The following is an 18,435-nucleotide window of genomic DNA, read 5'->3' on the forward strand; positions in this document are numbered from 1 at the left end:
TGGTAAACCTGTGGCCCAATTAAATGGATACTAATCGATACGCTTCCATGTTTCGGTTCTTCCCAACAGAGAAACCCCCATGTAGCCACGGATATCTAACTTATCTTTTCCTTTTACGGTCATCTTGCAACTGTAGGTTTTACCGGACTTGGGATCATAAATCTGCCCTCCTTCATAGGTGTCGCCATCCTTACTGAAGTTTGTCAAGATCTCCAATCCTTGGATCTTGCGACTTCGTAGGCTCGCATCTGGATTTTTTTCATCTTTTTTATTGGCATCCTTGATCCAATAAAGCTTGCCGAAATACTTGTTGCCTTTCTTATAGATTTCTATCTTTCCTTCGCCGCTCGGATTCTGCCATTTTCCAAGGATGGGATCATTCGCCTGCGCGAAGACAAAGAACGTCAACAATACAGCAAAACATGTTAATGCAATCTTTTTCATACGTTTAAAGTGTCATGTGTGTGAATAAATGGAACGCGCTTAACAGCCGTGCGTGCGTAGGGACGTTCATTACTATTGTTTATAATCTTGATTAAAGATACAGATTTTTTATATGCAAGCATAGTAAGTTACGCACTAAATAATGTTAAAAGTTTAGCAGTCCATTCAAGCAACATGTCATAAAAGACTATTTAGGATTTCAGTGCAGGGTATTTTGGCATTTTTTTTGACCTGATAGGCTAGTATTAAATGTAAAAATCTAAAGCTATGCGGTTTATTATCAGCCTTTTGCTAACGGGCGCCATCATCGCCGTGGCGGCGTATATTGTTCCTGGAGCACATGTAGATGGCTTTGGGTGGGCCATTGTCACGGGACTTGTAATCGGGTTGGTAAATGCAATTGTTGGAGGCATCCTACGCCTTTTCACTTTTCCACTGAATTGGTTAACCTTTGGGTTGGTCTCCTTCATTATAACCGTATTGATGATTATGCTAAGCGACAGCCTTATGGGGAGCAAATTTGATGTGGACGGATTTTGGACAGCCGCATTATTTGCTATTGTCGTCGCGGTAATTGAAATGTTTTTGGGTACAGCATCCAGCGATAGACGTTCATAACAGCTGTCGCTGTCACCAAGCAGCACGGTAGGCTCAGCCTCCGTTTTAGGATAGCGGCTTGGCAAGTAGCGTACGGAAGATTTCGTAGCGTTCTTCTCCTATTTTCTTTCGAAGACGCTGCTTGGCCTTCTTAATAGCATCGTTGGTGATGCCCAATACATTACTAATCTCCGTTGTACTTAGATCTAGTTTCCAAAGAAGGACGATACGCAGATTACTTTCCGATAATTCAGGAAAATTATTTTTCAGCTCCCGATAAAAGTCGGGATACTCCTGAACAAATGACCGTTTGAACTGCATCCAATTTTCTTCGGTCAGAAGATGTGAAGTCAGCAATTTGGACAATGGGACGTCATTTTGTGCAGCTGAAGCAGATATCGTATTTACTGCGGCATCCTGTAACTCCTTTATCAAATGGTCTTTCTGTTCCGCAGAACGGTGGTACACAGCAATGGCTTCCTCGGCATCTGAGAGTTTATCATCCAACACCTTTGCCTCTTCTTCAAAATGCAAGAGTAGCGCTCGCTGCTGCAAGCGTTCTTGTTGTCTATTACGGTACAGAATCAGACCTACGATGGCCGCAGAAAGCAGCAGCAAGCCTCCAACAGTAAGCAAATAACTAAGTTTTTGCTTCTCTAGCGCATATTTCTTGTCGGCATCTAACAGGCGTTCTGTGATCTTCTTTTGGTCTGCCAGCCAACGTGTTTGTTTGGTCACATTCTCTCCATCGAAAAGGTTTAAACTATCTTGCATTGCATATAGCCTGCGTCGTTGCACCACTTCCGTCTCTTCATCTTTCTCCATCACAGCGATGTCCAACAGCAGCTGGTGCATAGTATTTCGGTGCACAATCAAGTTTTCATGTGTCTCGGCAAAGGAGCGAACTTGGGCGATATAACTCTTCGCCTCCTTAAGATGCCCTTCGTCCAGCAGTAGTCGCGCCAAGAGGTTGACCGCATATAGTCTGTTGAGTTCAGCGCCCTTCCCTTTCGACAGTTGGAGGTCGCGTTCGAAATGTGCTATCGCGAGCTGCCTATTGTCGCGCCCCCATTCCAACAAAGCCATGTTTCCGTAGATCTTCGCTTGGCGGATGATATCATTTTCTGCCTGAGCCAGCTGCATGGCTTCACCAAAATACTTCTCTGCCCGCGTGGTATCTTTCAGCCGTAGCGCGTAGAGTCCACGATTGTCGAGCAAGGCGGCACGCTCTGATCGGCTTCCTGAATCTATCGCGGACAAAGAACGGCATAGAAAAATATCAGCTTGCTCGTAATCGCCGATAGTTCCTAAAAAATAGCCAATTTGTTTATATACTTCTGCAGAAAAAGGAGGAGCGATTTTACGGTTACGATCGACAAGAAATACGGCCTCCAGCATGCTTGGCATGGCCATGGATATGCGCCTGATCCGGTAGTAATAATAACCACGCTGCGCCAAAACGAAAGCCAGTAAATCTTGGTCGCCAAGCGACCTTGCTTTCTTTAGCGCCTCCGCGTATAGCTGCTCGCTTTTTTCGTTTTCTCCATCAAATTTATCTACGTAAAACTGCGCCAAGGTGATGGCATAGGCAACTTGGTCTACATCATCCTTTACCGTAACAGCTTCGGGATTTAGTTGCTGGGAATCTTTAAAGTGATGGTAGTACCGATTATAATCTTCAATAAAGGAGGCTCGGAAATCTTGGCTTTCCAAAACAGTAGCAACTGCCGATGCGCTAAAGCACAACAGCAAGCTAAGGCAAATAAGAATGTGCCCCAAGCATAATGTCCTGATTTTGGATTTCCTCATAAATTTGGTTACATCCCCCGCATCAAATTGTAAGGAGCAAATTTAGGGATAAAAAAAGAACGTGCAATTGTAGGACGAAAATAATTAATTGATCACTCGCTTAGCTATTCTTCCAAAAAAGCTCGCGATTGTTGATCAATTCGTTGTATCTCTGCATCCGAAAGGCTCAACCACTTGTTATCTAGATAAGACCAATTAAAGTAATAAACGTCAAATACCAACCGTCGAGCATAAAGGTTGGTCTCTATTGCAAGTCGGTCAAAGTACTTCGGTCTATTCAATTTTGCTTCGTAGCTTGATAAAAGCGCTCTCATCAAATTTTTACGTTCTTCAAGCGGACTCACCGTATCATTCTTCCGATTTACGATCATTTGCGAAACAAGCAATTCTATACTTGATATTTCTTGTATAAATTGCTTTTTTGCTTCTTCAGAATAATTTTCCTCCAGTGCTTCTAATCGGTCCATCCGTAACTTATAAATATCGGTGATTGCTGTAACCACATTTTCATGTTCCCTAATTTCGGAAAAAGCATTAAAACTGGACAGTCCCATGAGACCAAATTGAACAGAGGGCGCATTATACAAATCGTTCAATAAGGGATAAGCAAGAATGACCTCGATCAAATCTCTGGTTTTCAGCCCCAGCAAGATAGATTCTGGTATTTGACACACTTCCTGTTTTTGACGATCCGTAAGCGTATTCCATTCCGGTGAAGTCGGTTTCACCGGATATTCATAGGCCAATTTCACATCGGACATTATCCTATCTTGGTCGATCTCTTGATTAACGGCAGTGTCCGTTTCACAAGAAGCAAACAGGATACAGCATCCCAACAAGAGATTACAAATTGTTTGTTTAAGCATCATACGAAATCAATATATACAAAAAACTACAGATAAAGCCTTCGGCTTCACCTGTAGTTTTAAGAGATTGTATTTTTAATTAGTATGCTCCAATGAAGAAGCTGCCAGATTGATTAATTAACTTGGCTCCTTTTTTAACCTCATTTGTTTTCCAGTTAACAAGATAGATGTTACCATCTTTTCCACTAGCTGTTAACGGTACATATGCAAAATCTCCATGTAGACCTATATTTTGGTATTGACCGAAGGTAGATGATAATCCTGCGTCTGCCTCAATATCTATTGCCAATTTCGTTGCTGTTCTCGCGGTTAAATTAACTAAAGCAACGTATCCGCCTTCCGAATCAGCTGTAGTATAAAGTACGATGCCGACACCGTCCTTGATGTATCTCCAAGCTTTAATAGCTGCGCCATTGACTCCCAAAGCCGTATTGAGATCAAAATTGTACGAATTATCATACTCACTTGTCTCTTTGCTAATTTTAAGAATCTGTGACCCTGATGTTGCAGTAGCTTGATAAATGTGTCCATCAGTACCAACATATTGCGTCATCGTACGATAAGCATGATTATTGACCTTACTTACTGTTGACGTTATAACTTTCGGATTTCTCAAAGTAGGATAATCTAAAACAAGCGTTTTTGTTCCATCCACATTTCTGTCAGTTGGCCATGAAGGAACTCCGCTGGCGTTGATTGTTGGAGTAGCTGTTGGATCCACTTTGCTAACGTTACATCCGATAAAAACTTTGGTCTTAGCTTCATTCAACACAGGAACATCTATCCGGCTCACTCCATATCCAGCTGCGCGTTCCGCATCAGACCAAGGAAAGGTGAATTGCGCTGTATTGGTAATAGCCGTTGCTTCAAGATCTAAAAGAGCAATACGGACTTCGCTGTCGCGGTTTTTATAAACAAAATTAGGTGCTGTTCCTTCGTAAGCCAACGTTGCAGCTCCCGCGTAAACACCTACACCGATACCTTCAGCAGCTTTAGTCCAACGAGGAGACGTACCCAAGATAACAGCTGTATTCAATTCAAAACCTACTTCTTCATATTTACCCTCACCAGAGACTTTATATTTATTAAAGACACCGCCTTCTGCACCAGTATATTGGATATTGTACAGAAAATTTCCGTCCGCCGAGGCTTGTACACGAGCTGTACGGTTCGATTTTAAGGCAAAGCCTTTATCTTGATCGAAAATACGTACTTCATAGTTGGGGTCAGCAGCATTTTCTACAGATATAGCGTACGCTCTCGTTCCTCCGTCGCCTGGTGTTCCAGCAGCATTTGGAAATGCTGCTGTCAACGAAATCCAGCGTGCAGCAGGCTCTTCTCCTGGCTGTTCGGTTCCGGGTTCAACCGGATCAACTGGCGAATCATTTTTCGAACAGCTAGCAAACGAAATACTTCCGATTACAGCGCTGAACATTGCCGCTCTAAATAGATTTTTTTTCATAATATCACTTATTAATTTTTATAGAAACTTATTGATTGTGTAATTCAACTTAACATAAATCCCTCTCCCTGGCTTTTGGACCATAAAGTTGTCGTAAGCCTCGGCATTGAAAATATTTTTACCATCTAGGCTAACAACTAGCTTCCCTGATGGAAAACGGTAACTTGCACCAATATCGTGAACGAACTGTGTGGGGGTACTTGACCATTCGGGCTGCCCCCAAACAGTATAGTATTGACCTACATATCCAGTATTGTAATAGACGTTTAAAATGGAGTTCTTTTGAAAAATATTATTCAGTCGATATTGCAGATTAGCATTGACTGTAAAAAACGGTTCGTTCGGCACCTGAGCATTGTATAGGTCATGAGGTTGCCCGTTTTCATCGAATTCTTGTTTGAAGACATTATTAAACTTCGAAAAATTGACAATAGCATTTAATTTGTTATCGTATATGTAGACAATTTCTGCTTCAAATCCTCTGGCTTGAGTCTTACCAAGGTTAACATAACGAGTGGTCTGAATATCTGCATCTTCTGGATTCTCTACCTCCCTTTCGTCTACGATTTGTTGCGTTATTTTATCAAACCCATTTCTCCAAAAAGCGCTACCATAGAAGGAAATCCGATGACGACCATGGTCTATTACGCCATATCTAAAACCTAGGTTGTAGTTAATGTTTTTTTCTGGTTGCAGCTGTAGATTCGGTAGTATGTTGATTTCCGGGTCACCGTAAAGCTGCGTTTCATTGGGCATAATGTAGGCATTCTCTAAAGAACCTATGACAAATAGATCCCGTACAACCATGTAGGATAAAGTTGCGCCATACCCAAAGTTATCCGCAAAAGTAGTCGTGTCCCTACGCACTATTGTACTCTGTCCGTTCTGATTCACAATCTCAGGCTTGGTTTGTTGTGTTCTATTGGCCGTATATTTAGCAAGAATATTTGTCCTTAACCTGTTATTGAAGGTCTGAGCTTCATAGTTAAAGGATAGAATATTTTTACTTACGATACTTTTTGTTATTAGATCACGATCAATCGGGTTTAGTAAATCGTTATCATCCCTATCTGTTTTCTCGAATTTATGATTCAAAGAGATCCGATGTCCGGGCAAAATCATGTATCCTAAATTTGAACGAGTATTGGTGATTTTGCGATCAATTTGTGAGATTACCTTTTCTCCTTGCTGACCACCCAAGGTAGTTCTCAAGGGAACGCGCTCTCCGAACTGAATAACCTCTCGTACTGTCCCATCCCAGTTGTAAGCTAGGCCCACTGTATCCTGCAAATATGTGCCTCTATCACTACGAACGGCATTTACATTCAACGCCAATCCCTTCACAAATAGATCTTTTTTAGAGTAGTTCAAACTGAAAACATGCGCATCAGTTTCTGTGAATCGTCCAACATAAGGTGTCGCCATCGTTGTTCCGTGGGGAATTTCGTTATAATTATCAGAGATATTATAGCCGAGAAAGAATAAATCTGCCCATTTTACATCTGTGAACCCCAATTCAAACCGCCCACCTAGAGATTTGTAAGTATTATTAAATCTCTTGGCCCTGTAGGGGCGTATGATTTGCTGTAAATGATTTACGTATGTGGTTGAGCGCCCCCATGTTGTAAAGCTGTTGTCCGTATAGGTGTGAAATCCCGAAAACCGAGCAGAAAAACCGGTCCTTTTGTCTCTAAAAGTAGCACCAATATCAGATTGGAAAGTATTAAAAGATCCATAGGAAGTTGCTATGGTTACGTTATTGGTGGATGCATCCTTTTTAAGCACGACATTTATTGCACCTCCGACATAGTCTCCAGTTAAATGAGACGGAAGAACGCCTTTATACACTTCAATGCGTTCAATCATTGCTGGCGGTATATTATTTAAATTAAATGACGATCCGTAGGTGGACACCTCTATCCCATCCAAAAATATACCAACTGTACTTCCCGACATACCGTTCAAATTGTAATCAACCCTTGAGCCGATTCCACCATTTTGGCGAACGCGTACCCCCACTGCCCTGTCTAATAATTCGTTTGTGGTTAGGTTTCTTAACGACGCTTCCTTCGTCTCGATGACTGCCACAGCGAATCCTCCTACTTCTAGATCACGTTTCTCCGTATTACGATGTATGGAAACTTCTTCTATATCAATAGCACCTTTCGCCGAAACCACGATATTGAACTCCTGTTGGTCCTTATGAACATCAATAAAAAACCTTTGATGTTTTACTTCTATTGAAGTCACTTCAAGCTCTCTTTTACCGAAAGGGATTTTGGAAAGTTCGTACCAACCCATTGAGTTAGTCGTTGTGACATTCTTTGTGCCTATTAGCTTTATAGATGCCTGACCAACAGGAACCCCATCTTCCGTTTTAATCTGTCCGCGAAGCGTAGCCAGCTGAGCAAAAGCGTGGGAGAAAAGTGATGTCAAGAGGAGCGCTAAAAAAAGCTTTTTCATTATTCAAGATTAATATATTATATTTGGGCAGTCTTTAGAACAAGTCTAAATTAACCGTTGCAAAAATAGAATTAATCTAAATAGCAAAATGATAACATTGGAAAATAAACATGTAGATTCCGAAAAATATACTTCGGCGCTACCGCTGCAATCCTTCAACAAGTTACAACTGATGATGCAATATGTCATTTGGGAAGAGATGAAGGAAATTGACGTGTTGTTTCCGTCTAATGGCTATCTTAATATTCTTTGCAGCCCGGAAACGAGCAATTTCAACTATTCCATAGATGAAGAATTATTGCAATTCAAATCCCCTCAAAACATTATACAGCATGTTAAAGTGGGACAGCACTTACATATTAGCGGGCAACGTAGGAAAGACCAAGCTATCATTGTCTTTATTCCTGAATCATCTTTATCTAATATGTTCCCTTCAGGAACCGCACACACTACGCAGGTTGCGGACAGCAGTCGGCTGAGCTTATTAAAATCAAGGGTTCTTCATATTCATGCGACCGCACATATTGCAAAAAACCTCCGCATACAGAGTTTATTACTGGATGCTTTGGCTTTACAGCTAGAGATGCTGAATGCACGCAACGAGTCTACGATCCATACCGTTCTGTTAGAAAAGATTGTACAGGCGCAGCAACTTATTGAGAAAGACCTAACGAAGAGCTATACCATTAGCGAATTGGCGAAAGCGGTGGGAACAAATGAGCAGTATTTAAAAAAATATTTTAAGCAACATTTGGGCAAAACGATTATGCATTATGCCCTCGAAGCGAAAATGCTTCATGCCAAGAAGTTAATTATGAGCGGCGACTTCCGAATAGCCGATGTGGCACGCATGACTGGGTATAAGCACGCTACCCATTTTAGTATGAGCTTCAAAAAGTTCTTTGGTATCCTTCCTACTTCTTTGCGTTATTGTTTACTGTTTTTTCAGGGAGCTAGTGTCGAGCTTGCCGAATTTGAGTTGTTGACATGTATAGAGTCGAGCAACGTCCTGAGTTGGTGTATTGTTTAACAACATAATACGTTGTAACAACGAAAAAGCCCACCGAAGTGAGCTTTTCCATTATATTTTATCAATTATTCATCGAACTTCCAGCGTACGAATGCCTCGATAGCTTCGTAATCCGCCAAGCCCAATTTATGATAAAGTTCAGCAGTTTCACTGGTACGATCTTCTGCACGCACCCAAAACTCACGTGGATCGTCTCCTGGGAATACCGGCACATCCTTCTGCGATTGGTGCTTGAAGATAGCTAAGCGTTTACGTTTCACCTCCTGCGGAGAAAGCGGCACTGCCATCTCGATCTCGTGGATAGGATACTCGTGCCAAGCGCCACGGTACAACCATAACCAACAATCCTTCGTCCACTCATCTGTCTTCGACAAACGTTTAAGAGCCTCGAATAAAATATCGAAACATACCTTGTGTGTACCATGTGGATCTGCAAAATCGCCTGCAGCGAAAACCTGGTGCGGCTTCACCTGACGTAGTAATTCCATGGTTTGGATGATATCATCTTCATTGGATACCTCTTTGGAGAATTTCCCACGGTCGTAGAAAGGCAGATCTTGAAAATGTATATTCTCATCGGGCAAGCCTACAAAACGAGCACCCGCGATTGCTTCACCTTTACGGATCAAGGCCTTAATGGAGCGTATGATCTCTGGATCTACCTGATTAGGCTGTTTTGTTTTGAAAAACTCGCGAGCTTCCTTATAAATCTTTGTTGTAACGCCATTATCGTCATCCACCGCAACGGCAAAATCCTGAACAAACTCCAAGTAACGTAGTACATCATCATCCCATACCGCCGTATTACCGGAAGTTTGATAGGCGACATGCACATTGTGTCCTTGGTCTGCCAATCGGATAAATGTACCGCCCATAGAGATTACATCGTCATCTGGATGTGGCGAGAACAGGATGACATTCTTACGTGCTGGCTCTGCGCGTTCTGGGCGACTAGAGTCGTCCACACCGGGCTTGCCTCCTGGCCAACCTGTAATCGTACGTTGCAGCTCGTTAAAAATCTTGATATTGATATTATACGCAGGCCCTTGCTCCGTGACCAACTGCGCCATACCATTGTTGTTATAATCTTCGTCGGTAAGCTTCAATATGGCTTTGTTTAGCTTTAAGGAAAGCCAAACCACTGCCTTTTTGATCATCGAATCGGTCCAAACAACCTCATGCGCCAACCATGGTAAATAATAACGGGTGAGTTGCGATGCAGCATCTTCATCCAATACGAATTCAACTTTGTCGGACAACTGTAGGAAAGTTGCAGGAATATCAGCGGATATCTCTCCTTCTACAGCTTTCTTAACAATTTCTGCTTTCTTCTCATTCCAAGCCATCAGGATAATCTCCTTTGCTTTGAAGATCGTGCCGACGCCCATGGTTATAGCCTTTGTAGGCACATTTTCCTTACCTCCGAAATCGCGCGATGCATCTCGGCGGGTCAGGTCGTCCAAGATAACCAATCGCGTACCAGAATTCGGCGCTGAACCGGGCTCGTTGAAGCCGATGTGCCCGGTACGTCCGATACCCAGAATCTGAATATCCAGTCCGCCTAGGGACGATATTTTATGCTCGTAGGCTTCACAAAAAGCTTGAATAGCTTCCTGCGGCAACGTACCATCCGGAATATTGATATGATCTTTTGGAATATCGATGTGGTCAAACAAGTTTTTATTCATGAATGTCACATAGCTTTGATCCGCATCTGGCTTCATAGGATAGTATTCGTCCAAGTTGAAGGTCACGACATTGCTGAAGCTTAATCCTTCTTCTTTATGGAGCCGAACCAATTCTTTGTAAACGCGAACTGGGGTCGCTCCAGTTGCTAAGCCCAGAACTGCCGTTTCACCCTTTTCTTGTTTTTGTTTGATGATGGTAGCTATGCGATTTGCGACATCCACAGAGGCTTCGTTCTGACCGGGGTACACTTTCACCGGTACGCGTTCGAAACGTGTTTCCTCTAATAAGTTTAATCTTGCCATTAATAAGGAGAATTTATATTGTTAACAACCTGAATAACAAATTTAAAAAATAAAACCATTCAAAATCTAAAAAATCAGGCGAAATCCTGCAAAAAAATGCAGAAACAGCAAGGCAATCGTTTGTTATCACACCTTTTGGAGCAAATCAATGGCTTTCGCGAGGCTGTCGGTGTCTTTAGCGAAGCACAATCGCAATAACTTCTGCTCGCAGGGCTCGCTGTAAAAAGCCGCTATGGGCACGGTTGCAACTCCGTGGTTGATCGTCAGGTGATGCGCGAACTCCATCTCCGAAAGGTCACTAATCCCCTGATAACTCAGCAGCAGAAAATAGGTGCCTTCACTCGGTTGAACAGCAAAACGAGATCCACGCAATCCTTCGGTTAAAAAGTCGCGTTTTTCCTGAAAAAAAGCCGGAAGGTCGCGGTAACGACGCTCTTCCTTTAGATAGGTTGCAATAGCCATCTGCATGGGCGTATTCACACTAAACACATTAAACTGATGCACTTTTCGAAACTCTCGACTAAGCTCGGGCGGCGCAATGGCATAGCCCAACTTCCAGCCTGTGGTGTGTAGCAGCTTGCCAAAGGAGGCAATGACGAAGCTACGTTCGCGCAATGCGGGATAAGACAGCGCGGATTGGTGTTGCCGACCATCGAACACAATATGCTCATAAACCTCGTCGCTAAGCAGGAAAATCGAGCTGTCGCGCAAGATCTCCTCCAACTCTTTAAGATCATCCGGGCTCAGCACTTTTGCGGCAGGATTGCTGGGATTGTTTAGCATGATGAGCTTAGTTTTATCACTAATAGCTGCCCGTACCTGTTGCCAATCGATGCTGAAGTCGGGGGCCAATAAACGGATCGGCACCACCTTTCCACCGAACAGTTCCACGCTAGGCCGATAAGAATCGTAGGCCGGTTCAAAAATAATCACCTCGTCACCTGGTCTTACCAAAGTAGCAATAGTTGTAAATAGCGCCTGCGTACCTCCTGCCGTTATCGTAATCTCGGTTTCCGGATCGACAGCAAGCCCGTAAACATCACTCACCTTATGAGCGATCTGTTCGCGCAAAGGCATACAGCCTGGCATAGGAGCGTATTGGTTAAAACCTTTTTCCATGTATCGATTGACCAGCGCAATCAATTCTGTTGAAGCGGGGTAATTCGGAAATCCTTGGGACAGGTTAAGTGCTTGGTGCTGTTCCGCAAGGGCTGACATTTGCGAAAACACACTTACGGCTGTCGTCGGAAGCTTGGAGTCTAAGAAAGGGCTTTGAAAGGATTTTGTCATTTTAGCAAAGAGTTATCCTACTAAATTAATAGATTATTTATATTTGTTCGATTATACATGAACAAAATAACGGCACTTATGAAAAAATTAATATTGTTTGCTTTTTTTGCATTCCCTTTTTTAGCGTTAGCGCAGACTAAAGAGGAACTGATCAAGCAGGTTAAGGCTAATCCAAAAAATGTAGAGAGCTTAAAAACGATACAACGTGTGGGCGGCTACTACCCGGAATATAAAGAACTAAGGGCTTTGTATGACGGCTTGGACAAATCGGTGCGAAAATCTAAAGACGGACAGGCGTTCAATTATTATTTAAAGCGGTTAGAAAATAGCTCGGTGGGCAAAAAGGCCCCCGGTATTACACAACTGACGCCTGAAGGAGAGCCTTTTTCCTTGACCGACCTGCGCGGTAAATATGTGTTGATCGACTTTTGGGCTGCTTGGTGCCCCGACTGCCGCAAGGAGAACCCTAATTTGGTGAAGACCTATGCGGAATTTAAGGATAAGAATTTCGAGATTTTGGGCGTGTCTTTTGACCGCAAGCTGGAAGATTGGGTAAAAGCCATCAAGGACGACAAGCTAACATGGAAGCATATATCCGACCTACAGTCTTGGCAAAATGCTGCGGGTACGCTTTATGGTGTACGCTCCATACCCCAAAACATCCTCGTTGACCCGGAAGGCATTATTGTCGCGCGCAATTTGCATGGTGAAGATCTGAACGTCAAGCTACGGGAATTGTTGAAATAGCTCTTACAAGACGATACGAGCTATATATAATTAATTACGTATAGCTCGTGCCGTCAAAATATAAAAAGTTAGAGCCTATCATCCTTAACCAAACAACGCACGAAATAAATCTTCGAGTTTGGCTAGCGGACGGATGGCGATGTCGTACTTCTTAGCATCTAGACCTTTCGTGTTGTATTTGGAAATAAAAATCCCTTCGAAGCCCAACTTCTCCGCTTCGGCGATACGTTGCTCTATTCTATTAACGGCACGGATCTCACCGGACAGGCCGACTTCGCCGGCGAAGGTCAGTTGGGAAGAAAGCGGAATATCCTGTTGCGAGGAAATCAGTGCAGCCACGACAGCAAGGTCAATGGCTGGATCTTCCACCCGCAGGCCGCCGGCTATATTTAGGAATACATCCTGCGCACTCAGGCGAAAGCCAAATCTCTTTTCTAGCACCGCTAAGAGCATGCTCAACCTTTTCGTATCAAAGCCTGTACTGGTACGTTGCGGCGTTCCGAAGGCAGAATTACTCACCAAAGCCTGTACTTCGATCATGATAGGGCGCATACCTTCCAGCATAGCGGCTATCGCCACGCCACTGACGGGTTCTTCACGCTGTGACAGCATAATCTCAGAAGGGTTCGAGACCTCCCGTAGTCCCGAGCCTTGCATCTCATAAATACCTAACTCTGAAGAGGATCCAAAGCGATTCTTTACGGCACGCAAAATACGGTAGACATGATGGCGATCGCCCTCAAACTGCAGCACCGTATCAACCATATGCTCGAGCACTTTTGGCCCGGCAATGGAGCCATCTTTTGTGATATGACCGACGATAAAAACCGGCGTACTTGTTTCCTTCGCAAAACGCAACAGCTCGGCTGTACATTCGCGTACTTGAGAAACCGAGCCAGGAGCCGATTCAATTTGCGAAGAGTGCAACGTTTGAATAGAGTCGATCACCACAATATCCGGCTGCACCACCTCCACCTGCTTAAATATATTTTGGGTAGACGTTTCCGTTAAGATATAGCAATTGGCTTTAGAATTTTGTACCAAGCGTTCTGCGCGCATCTTGATCTGCTGCTCACTTTCCTCGCCAGAAATATACAGTGTCTTCACCTGTGGAATGCCCAAGGCCAGTTGTAGCATCAGCGTGGACTTCCCAATGCCCGGCTCCCCGCCAATCAACACCAACGATCCAGGGACAATACCGCCGCCTAACACACGGTTAAATTCGCGATCGGGTGTTGCGAGGCGTTGCTCATCTTGATACACAATTTCATTGATCACCGCCGCCTTGTTAACGCGCTTACCGGAGGAGGGAGCTGCGCTGCTGCGCCATTCGGGAACCTTGGAATTCCCTTTCTCCACAAGCTCTTCCACGAAACTGTTCCACTGCTTACAGGAGGGACATTGCCCTAGCCATTTAGCAGACTCGTACCCACAATGTTGGCAGAAATATGTTGATTTTGATTTAGCCATTCTACGAAAATAACAAAATCGACGGTAAATATTTTTCAAAATATTCTTCTGCGTTGTAACATCTTCTGCTTACTTTCGACTTATAGCCCATATGAACAAAAATCTGGAAATAGACTTTGTGAACCTGTTGGAGGAGAATCAAAACATCCTTCATAAGATCTGTCGGCTCTATGCCGAAGATTTGGAAGCGCACAAAGATCTGTTTCAGGAAATGGTCATTCAGCTTTGGCATTCTTACCCGAAATTCAAGGGAGAATCGAAATTCTCCACGTGGGCCTACCGTGTGGCGCTCAACACAGCCATTTCGCTGTACCGAACGAAAAAGAGGCGTATTTCCACGGTCGAGCTCGACAATTCTTTACAAAACATTCACTACGAAGAATACGATGATGTACAAGAGGAACAGCTACGTTTTCTATACAACGCTGTCAGACAGCTCAATGACATCGAAAAAGCGTTGGTGTATATGTATTTAGAAGACAAGGATTACCAAGAGATTGCAGAAACCCTAGGTATCAGCGAGGTGAATGCGCGGGTAAAGATGAACCGCATCAAAACAAAATTAAAAAACATGTTAAATCAGCAAGGAGGCTTATAATGGACGGATTGGATTTACTGAAACAGCATTGGAACAAAGACGACAACTTTCCAAAAATAGATAAGGAACAAATCAAACGCATGTTGTACAAAAGCTCCAAATCTATCGTCAAATGGATATTCATAATCAGCGTTATCGAGCTGGCGCTTGGCATCATTTTGAGCTTTAGTATTACCATGGAACAGGAACATCATTCTCTTGTATACGAAGTTATCTATGCTGCCTATGAGATTTTGTTCTATGTGGTGATTTTATACTTTATGTACAATTTCTTTTCCAGCTATCGAAATATCAAGAATACGACCAATACCAAGCTACTTTTAGAGACCATTCTGAATACCCGAAAGCATGTCAATAACTATATAAAATTCAACATATACTGTATTATACTCGCCTTTTCGGTAGTATCTATTGAAAAGATTGTCCAGGAAGTACAGCGTAAACAGCTAGGTGAAGCCATCGCTTTCTCCTTTTTTATGGTTTTGTTTGTTTCGCTTTTCTGCTGGTTATTTCTTTTGATCGTACGCTTCTACTACAGAATTCTATACCAAAGGCTGGTACGAAAATTGGACAACAACTATGAAGAGCTTATCAAGATAGACGAGTAGATCTAATTTTCATTTTCTTTTAATATCCGTAGAAAATTGAGTCCCATAATTTTGGCAATATCTTGCTTAGTGTATCCTCTTTTGAGTAAAGCTTCAGTCAGTACCGGAAATTTGGATACATCCTCCAATCCCTGTGGTGGAGATTCTATGCCGTCAAAGTCAGAACCTATGGCGACATGGTCTATCCCAACTTTTTTCACGAGGTAATCAATATGATCGAGAAGCAACGATAGGGGCGCGTCTGCTTTGCGTCGTAACGCTAAAGGAAGCTGCTCGTACTGACGAGTGGCCGAGAGGCTGTAGTTTCCTTTGCTACCGAAATGCTGTTTGTAAAGCTGCTTGGATCGTGCGGCAAAATTAGGATCTAAAAACCCGGAATAAAAGTTGACCCCAATCACAGCGCCATTTTTACGCAATGCTTCCAGCTGTGCGTCTTTCAAGTTTCGGTAATGCGGCATCAAGCTGTAGGCATTGCTATGGGATACCAGCACGGGCTTAGTGGTTATGGCCAACACATCATAGAATGTCTTTTCACCGACATGCGACAGATCGACCATCATCCCCAAGGCATTCATTCGCTTGATCAATGTTTTGCCAAAGGCAGAAAGACCTTTCCCTGCATCGCCCTTTGTTTTGGATTCGATTGCCGCTGCACTTGCCCAAGGTAAATTGTAGTTCCAAGTCAGCGTGAGGTAACGCGCCCCCCGTTTATACAATGCCTCCAAGTTATCCAGCGACTCTTCAATCATGTTACCACCTTCTACACCAATCAAAGCTACAATCTTGCCTTCTTTCCATATGCGGTCCACATCGGCACTACTCTTTGCCAATGCGATATCTGTTGCGTTGGCTTTCAGCATCTTTTCCAGCGCATCAATCTGTGCATTGGCATGCTTGAAGGCCTGTCCCTTCCCAAATTTCTTATCGTCAGACCATACGGCAAACACTTGCACATCTACCCCTCCCTTTTTTAAGCGCGGAATATCCGTATGCCCTACCGAAAGCTGCTTACTTAAGTCCCTTCCTTTAAGCAAAGACTCATAAATCACATCATTATGTCCATCTACGACGATCAAACTTTGGTGAAAGTCCGACTTGTTTTGCGCCAAGCACATATTTCCGCCTAAGAGGGCTGCCAAGCAAAGGAGCAGACCATTTCTGCATACCTTATTTTGTTTGTTGGATGTTTTCATAAATGGCGTCTTGTATACGGCTACGAATATTTAAGTCCAATAATTTATTGCTTACCTGTGGATGAACACGATTGGAAAGGAAGATATAGATTAACTGATTTTGGGGGTCTATCCAGATACAGGTTCCCGTATAGCCCGTATGTCCATACACCGATGGATTGGCCAACTTGGAAGGATATCCTTTCTTTGCATCGGGATCGTACCGGTCAAAGCCGAGCCCGCGCCGGCTGCTCTTCGATTGTCGAGAAGTAAAGAGGTCGATGGTCTCTGGGCGAAAGTAGCGTACTCCGCCATATGTACCTCTGTTGAGCAGTAGCTGACCATAAATTGCCAGATCATTTGCGGATGAAAACAGCCCAGCGTGCCCAGCCACACCTCCTGCCATCGCCGCGCCTTGATCGTGCACATATCCCTGCAACAATACTTTTCGAAAGGAAGTATCGTTTTCTGTAGGCACCATGCGTTCCTTCGCGAAGCGCTCCCGCGGATTATACCCCGCCGTCTTCATGCCTGTAGGACGATAAAGCAGCTCCTGCACATATTGATTCATGGGCTCTGCGGTCTCATGCTCCGCAATTTCCTTCATGACATACATACTAATATCGCTATACACATAGTTCCCCGGAGGTTTGACGGCCGACTTCAACATCTCGGGCCACATGATGTCGCGGTAATAATTGTTCAGTAGGTAGGCGCTATCGGCAACCGTAACCTCGTGTTTGTCATCTTTGAACCGTTGCAGATCGCCGGGCTTCAAGTTTTTATAAAAGGGAATAAAAGGTGTAAATCCGGCTTCGTGCAACAACACGCTGCGTAGGGTGATATCTCTTTTATTGGATTGCTTCGCCTGTCCCAAATAATGCCCCATGGTACTGTCCAAATGTATAATACCGCGTTCTTGCAGGTGCATGACAACGGGCGTAGTGCCCATGATCTTGCTGACCGATGCTAAATCGAAGATGTCATCGATCTTCATGGGATGCTTTTGGGCGTAGGTATGGCTACCATATGCTTTTTCGAAAATTACCTGTCCATTTTTGACCGCCATCACCACCATGCCCGGTGTTGCTCGTTGCTGTATTGCCTCCGCTGCAATTGCATCGATCTTGGCCGTCATCTTAGCAATATCCACGCCCGATCCTATTGCATCGGTATATTGAATTCTCGTCTGCTCCGTTTTCAGCTTCCCCTCTGTAATGGCCATACCGCCGAAAATCGACATTGCGGCATACTGCTGTGCCTGTTTATCAAATTCAGGGTAGCGTAATTCGGAAAGCCCAGCTACCCTTAAGTTACTTGTCCATGACTGCTGCGCGGTCGCTGTAACAAAACGCACGAGAATAACCTGCTTTTTATTGACAATAGACTGCCGAACTTTCAGGAGGAGGTCACTGCGCAGATCCTCATCCGTTCCCGCAACAATAATTGTATTGAAATACTTGGTTTGCTCGTCATAATGACTAAAATCAAATGCCTTCACATCGGCGTACCGACCGACCATATCGGTAAACGCGCCATACGTTGATGGTGAGGGCGTAACCACTGCGATTTTACTATCGTCCAAGCGTTTTAAGGGCACTATTTTCCCTGCGTTTTGTAGCAAGATTGTGCGATTGGGAATAGTCTGCTTAAACTGCGCAAAAAGTGGCACTACGTTGATAAAAACGATTAAAAAACTGAATAACGGAAAAATTCTTCTTTTCATGGGATGGGCAAATTGCTATTTCACGCCTAGTATTGCTACGTAAATTTATAAATAAAACGCAGAAATAGGCAGCTGTTGAGGAATAATTTCACCGACTATGTTCATCCGCATACCACAGCGAGTACATGGGTTCATGTTGTATATGCCCCTAAATTTAGCTAA

At 43.6% G+C, this 18,435-nt stretch carries 15 protein-coding genes; 5 read left to right on the forward strand and 10 right to left on the reverse strand.

Features of this window, described 5'->3' with window-relative positions; genetic code table 11:
* Positions 1–30: 30 nt before the first annotated feature.
* Positions 31–444 (reverse strand): DUF2147 domain-containing protein, encoded by a 414-nt coding sequence (locus SCB77_RS10435; protein WP_320186376.1) that lies wholly within the window; start codon positions 442–444, stop codon positions 31–33.
* Between the two features lie 267 nt (positions 445–711).
* Here SCB77_RS10435 and SCB77_RS10440 point away from each other — a divergent pair, with 267 nt between their 5' ends.
* Positions 712–1,062, forward strand: a complete 351-nt coding sequence (locus SCB77_RS10440; RefSeq protein ID WP_320186377.1) for a phage holin family protein — start codon at positions 712–714, stop codon at positions 1,060–1,062.
* A gap of 45 nt (positions 1,063–1,107) precedes the next feature.
* Here the strand turns inward: SCB77_RS10440 and SCB77_RS10445 are convergent, their stop codons facing one another.
* The 4 genes from SCB77_RS10445 to SCB77_RS10460 form a co-directional block, all read right to left on the reverse strand.
* Entirely contained in the window at positions 1,108–2,850 is a 1,743-nt protein-coding gene (locus SCB77_RS10445) for a hypothetical protein (protein WP_320186378.1), read from the reverse strand.
* A 104-nt stretch (positions 2,851–2,954) separates the two neighbouring features.
* A complete protein-coding gene (locus tag SCB77_RS10450; protein ID WP_320186379.1) occupies positions 2,955–3,719 on the reverse strand; it encodes a hypothetical protein in 765 nt (254 codons plus the stop codon).
* A 76-nt stretch (positions 3,720–3,795) separates the two neighbouring features.
* The gene (locus tag SCB77_RS10455; protein ID WP_320186380.1) at positions 3,796–5,178 is read right to left on the reverse strand and encodes a hypothetical protein; all 1,383 of its coding nucleotides are present in this window, start codon (positions 5,176–5,178) and stop codon (positions 3,796–3,798) included.
* A gap of 18 nt (positions 5,179–5,196) precedes the next feature.
* Entirely contained in the window at positions 5,197–7,641 is a 2,445-nt protein-coding gene (locus SCB77_RS10460) for a TonB-dependent receptor (RefSeq protein WP_320186381.1), read from the reverse strand.
* 88 nt (positions 7,642–7,729) lie between these two features.
* Between SCB77_RS10460 and SCB77_RS10465 the strand changes: the two genes are divergently transcribed.
* Entirely contained in the window at positions 7,730–8,671 is a 942-nt protein-coding gene (locus SCB77_RS10465; RefSeq protein ID WP_320186382.1) for a helix-turn-helix transcriptional regulator, read from the forward strand.
* 65 nt (positions 8,672–8,736) lie between these two features.
* Here the strand turns inward: SCB77_RS10465 and nagB are convergent, their stop codons facing one another.
* On the reverse strand, positions 8,737–10,662 hold the full coding sequence (nagB, locus tag SCB77_RS10470; RefSeq protein WP_320186383.1) for a glucosamine-6-phosphate deaminase: 1,926 nt from the start codon (positions 10,660–10,662) through the stop codon (positions 8,737–8,739).
* A gap of 126 nt (positions 10,663–10,788) precedes the next feature.
* Positions 10,789–11,952: a methionine aminotransferase gene (locus tag SCB77_RS10475; RefSeq protein WP_320186384.1), complete on the reverse strand. Its 1,164-nt coding sequence runs from the start codon at positions 11,950–11,952 to the stop codon at positions 10,789–10,791.
* A 78-nt stretch (positions 11,953–12,030) separates the two neighbouring features.
* On the opposite strand from SCB77_RS10475, the gene SCB77_RS10480 reads away from it, so the two are divergent.
* A complete protein-coding gene (locus SCB77_RS10480) occupies positions 12,031–12,699 on the forward strand; it encodes a peroxiredoxin family protein (protein ID WP_320186385.1) in 669 nt (222 codons plus the stop codon).
* 84 nt (positions 12,700–12,783) lie between these two features.
* Here the strand turns inward: SCB77_RS10480 and radA are convergent, their stop codons facing one another.
* Positions 12,784–14,169, reverse strand: coding sequence for a DNA repair protein RadA (radA, locus tag SCB77_RS10485; RefSeq protein WP_320186386.1), 1,386 nt, complete (start codon positions 14,167–14,169; stop codon positions 12,784–12,786).
* Between the two features lie 91 nt (positions 14,170–14,260).
* Here radA and SCB77_RS10490 point away from each other — a divergent pair, with 91 nt between their 5' ends.
* A complete protein-coding gene (locus SCB77_RS10490; protein ID WP_320186387.1) occupies positions 14,261–14,767 on the forward strand; it encodes an RNA polymerase sigma factor in 507 nt (168 codons plus the stop codon).
* Complete coding sequence (locus tag SCB77_RS10495; protein ID WP_320186388.1) at positions 14,767–15,375, forward strand: hypothetical protein; 609 nt, start codon at positions 14,767–14,769, stop codon at positions 15,373–15,375. The genes SCB77_RS10490 and SCB77_RS10495 overlap by 1 nt, the downstream gene beginning before the upstream one ends.
* A gap of 2 nt (positions 15,376–15,377) precedes the next feature.
* On the opposite strand, the gene SCB77_RS10500 is transcribed toward SCB77_RS10495, so the two are convergent.
* Together SCB77_RS10500 and SCB77_RS10505 are read right to left on the reverse strand one after the other, a co-directional pair.
* Positions 15,378–16,568: a dipeptidase gene (locus SCB77_RS10500; RefSeq protein WP_320186389.1), complete on the reverse strand. Its 1,191-nt coding sequence runs from the start codon at positions 16,566–16,568 to the stop codon at positions 15,378–15,380.
* On the reverse strand, positions 16,543–18,273 hold the full coding sequence (locus tag SCB77_RS10505; RefSeq protein WP_320186390.1) for a serine hydrolase domain-containing protein: 1,731 nt from the start codon (positions 18,271–18,273) through the stop codon (positions 16,543–16,545). Before SCB77_RS10505 ends, SCB77_RS10500 begins: the two co-directional genes overlap by 26 nt.
* Positions 18,274–18,435: the final 162 nt, after the last annotated feature.

The sequence above is a fragment of the Sphingobacterium bambusae genome, assembly GCF_033955345.1.
Classification (GTDB): Bacteria; Bacteroidota; Bacteroidia; order Sphingobacteriales; family Sphingobacteriaceae; genus Sphingobacterium; species Sphingobacterium bambusae.

What these genes read in the sequence shown, in the direction of transcription:
- SCB77_RS10435 (WP_320186376.1), bottom strand. Translation starts at nt 444, where the DNA reads ATGAAAAAGATTGCATTAACATGTTTTGCTGTATTGTTGACGTTCTTT.
- SCB77_RS10440 (WP_320186377.1), top strand. Translation starts at nt 712, where the DNA reads ATGCGGTTTATTATCAGCCTTTTGCTAACGGGCGCCATCATCGCCGTG.
- SCB77_RS10445 (WP_320186378.1), bottom strand. Translation starts at nt 2,850, where the DNA reads ATGAGGAAATCCAAAATCAGGACATTATGCTTGGGGCACATTCTTATT.
- SCB77_RS10450 (WP_320186379.1), bottom strand. Translation starts at nt 3,719, where the DNA reads ATGATGCTTAAACAAACAATTTGTAATCTCTTGTTGGGATGCTGTATC.
- SCB77_RS10455 (WP_320186380.1), bottom strand. Translation starts at nt 5,178, where the DNA reads ATGAAAAAAAATCTATTTAGAGCGGCAATGTTCAGCGCTGTAATCGGA.
- SCB77_RS10460 (WP_320186381.1), bottom strand. Translation starts at nt 7,641, where the DNA reads ATGAAAAAGCTTTTTTTAGCGCTCCTCTTGACATCACTTTTCTCCCAC.
- SCB77_RS10465 (WP_320186382.1), top strand. Translation starts at nt 7,730, where the DNA reads ATGATAACATTGGAAAATAAACATGTAGATTCCGAAAAATATACTTCG.
- nagB (WP_320186383.1), bottom strand. Translation starts at nt 10,662, where the DNA reads ATGGCAAGATTAAACTTATTAGAGGAAACACGTTTCGAACGCGTACCG.
- SCB77_RS10475 (WP_320186384.1), bottom strand. Translation starts at nt 11,952, where the DNA reads ATGACAAAATCCTTTCAAAGCCCTTTCTTAGACTCCAAGCTTCCGACG.
- SCB77_RS10480 (WP_320186385.1), top strand. Translation starts at nt 12,031, where the DNA reads ATGAAAAAATTAATATTGTTTGCTTTTTTTGCATTCCCTTTTTTAGCG.
- radA (WP_320186386.1), bottom strand. Translation starts at nt 14,169, where the DNA reads ATGGCTAAATCAAAATCAACATATTTCTGCCAACATTGTGGGTACGAG.
- SCB77_RS10490 (WP_320186387.1), top strand. Translation starts at nt 14,261, where the DNA reads ATGAACAAAAATCTGGAAATAGACTTTGTGAACCTGTTGGAGGAGAAT.
- SCB77_RS10495 (WP_320186388.1), top strand. Translation starts at nt 14,767, where the DNA reads ATGGACGGATTGGATTTACTGAAACAGCATTGGAACAAAGACGACAAC.
- SCB77_RS10500 (WP_320186389.1), bottom strand. Translation starts at nt 16,568, where the DNA reads ATGAAAACATCCAACAAACAAAATAAGGTATGCAGAAATGGTCTGCTC.
- SCB77_RS10505 (WP_320186390.1), bottom strand. Translation starts at nt 18,273, where the DNA reads ATGAAAAGAAGAATTTTTCCGTTATTCAGTTTTTTAATCGTTTTTATC.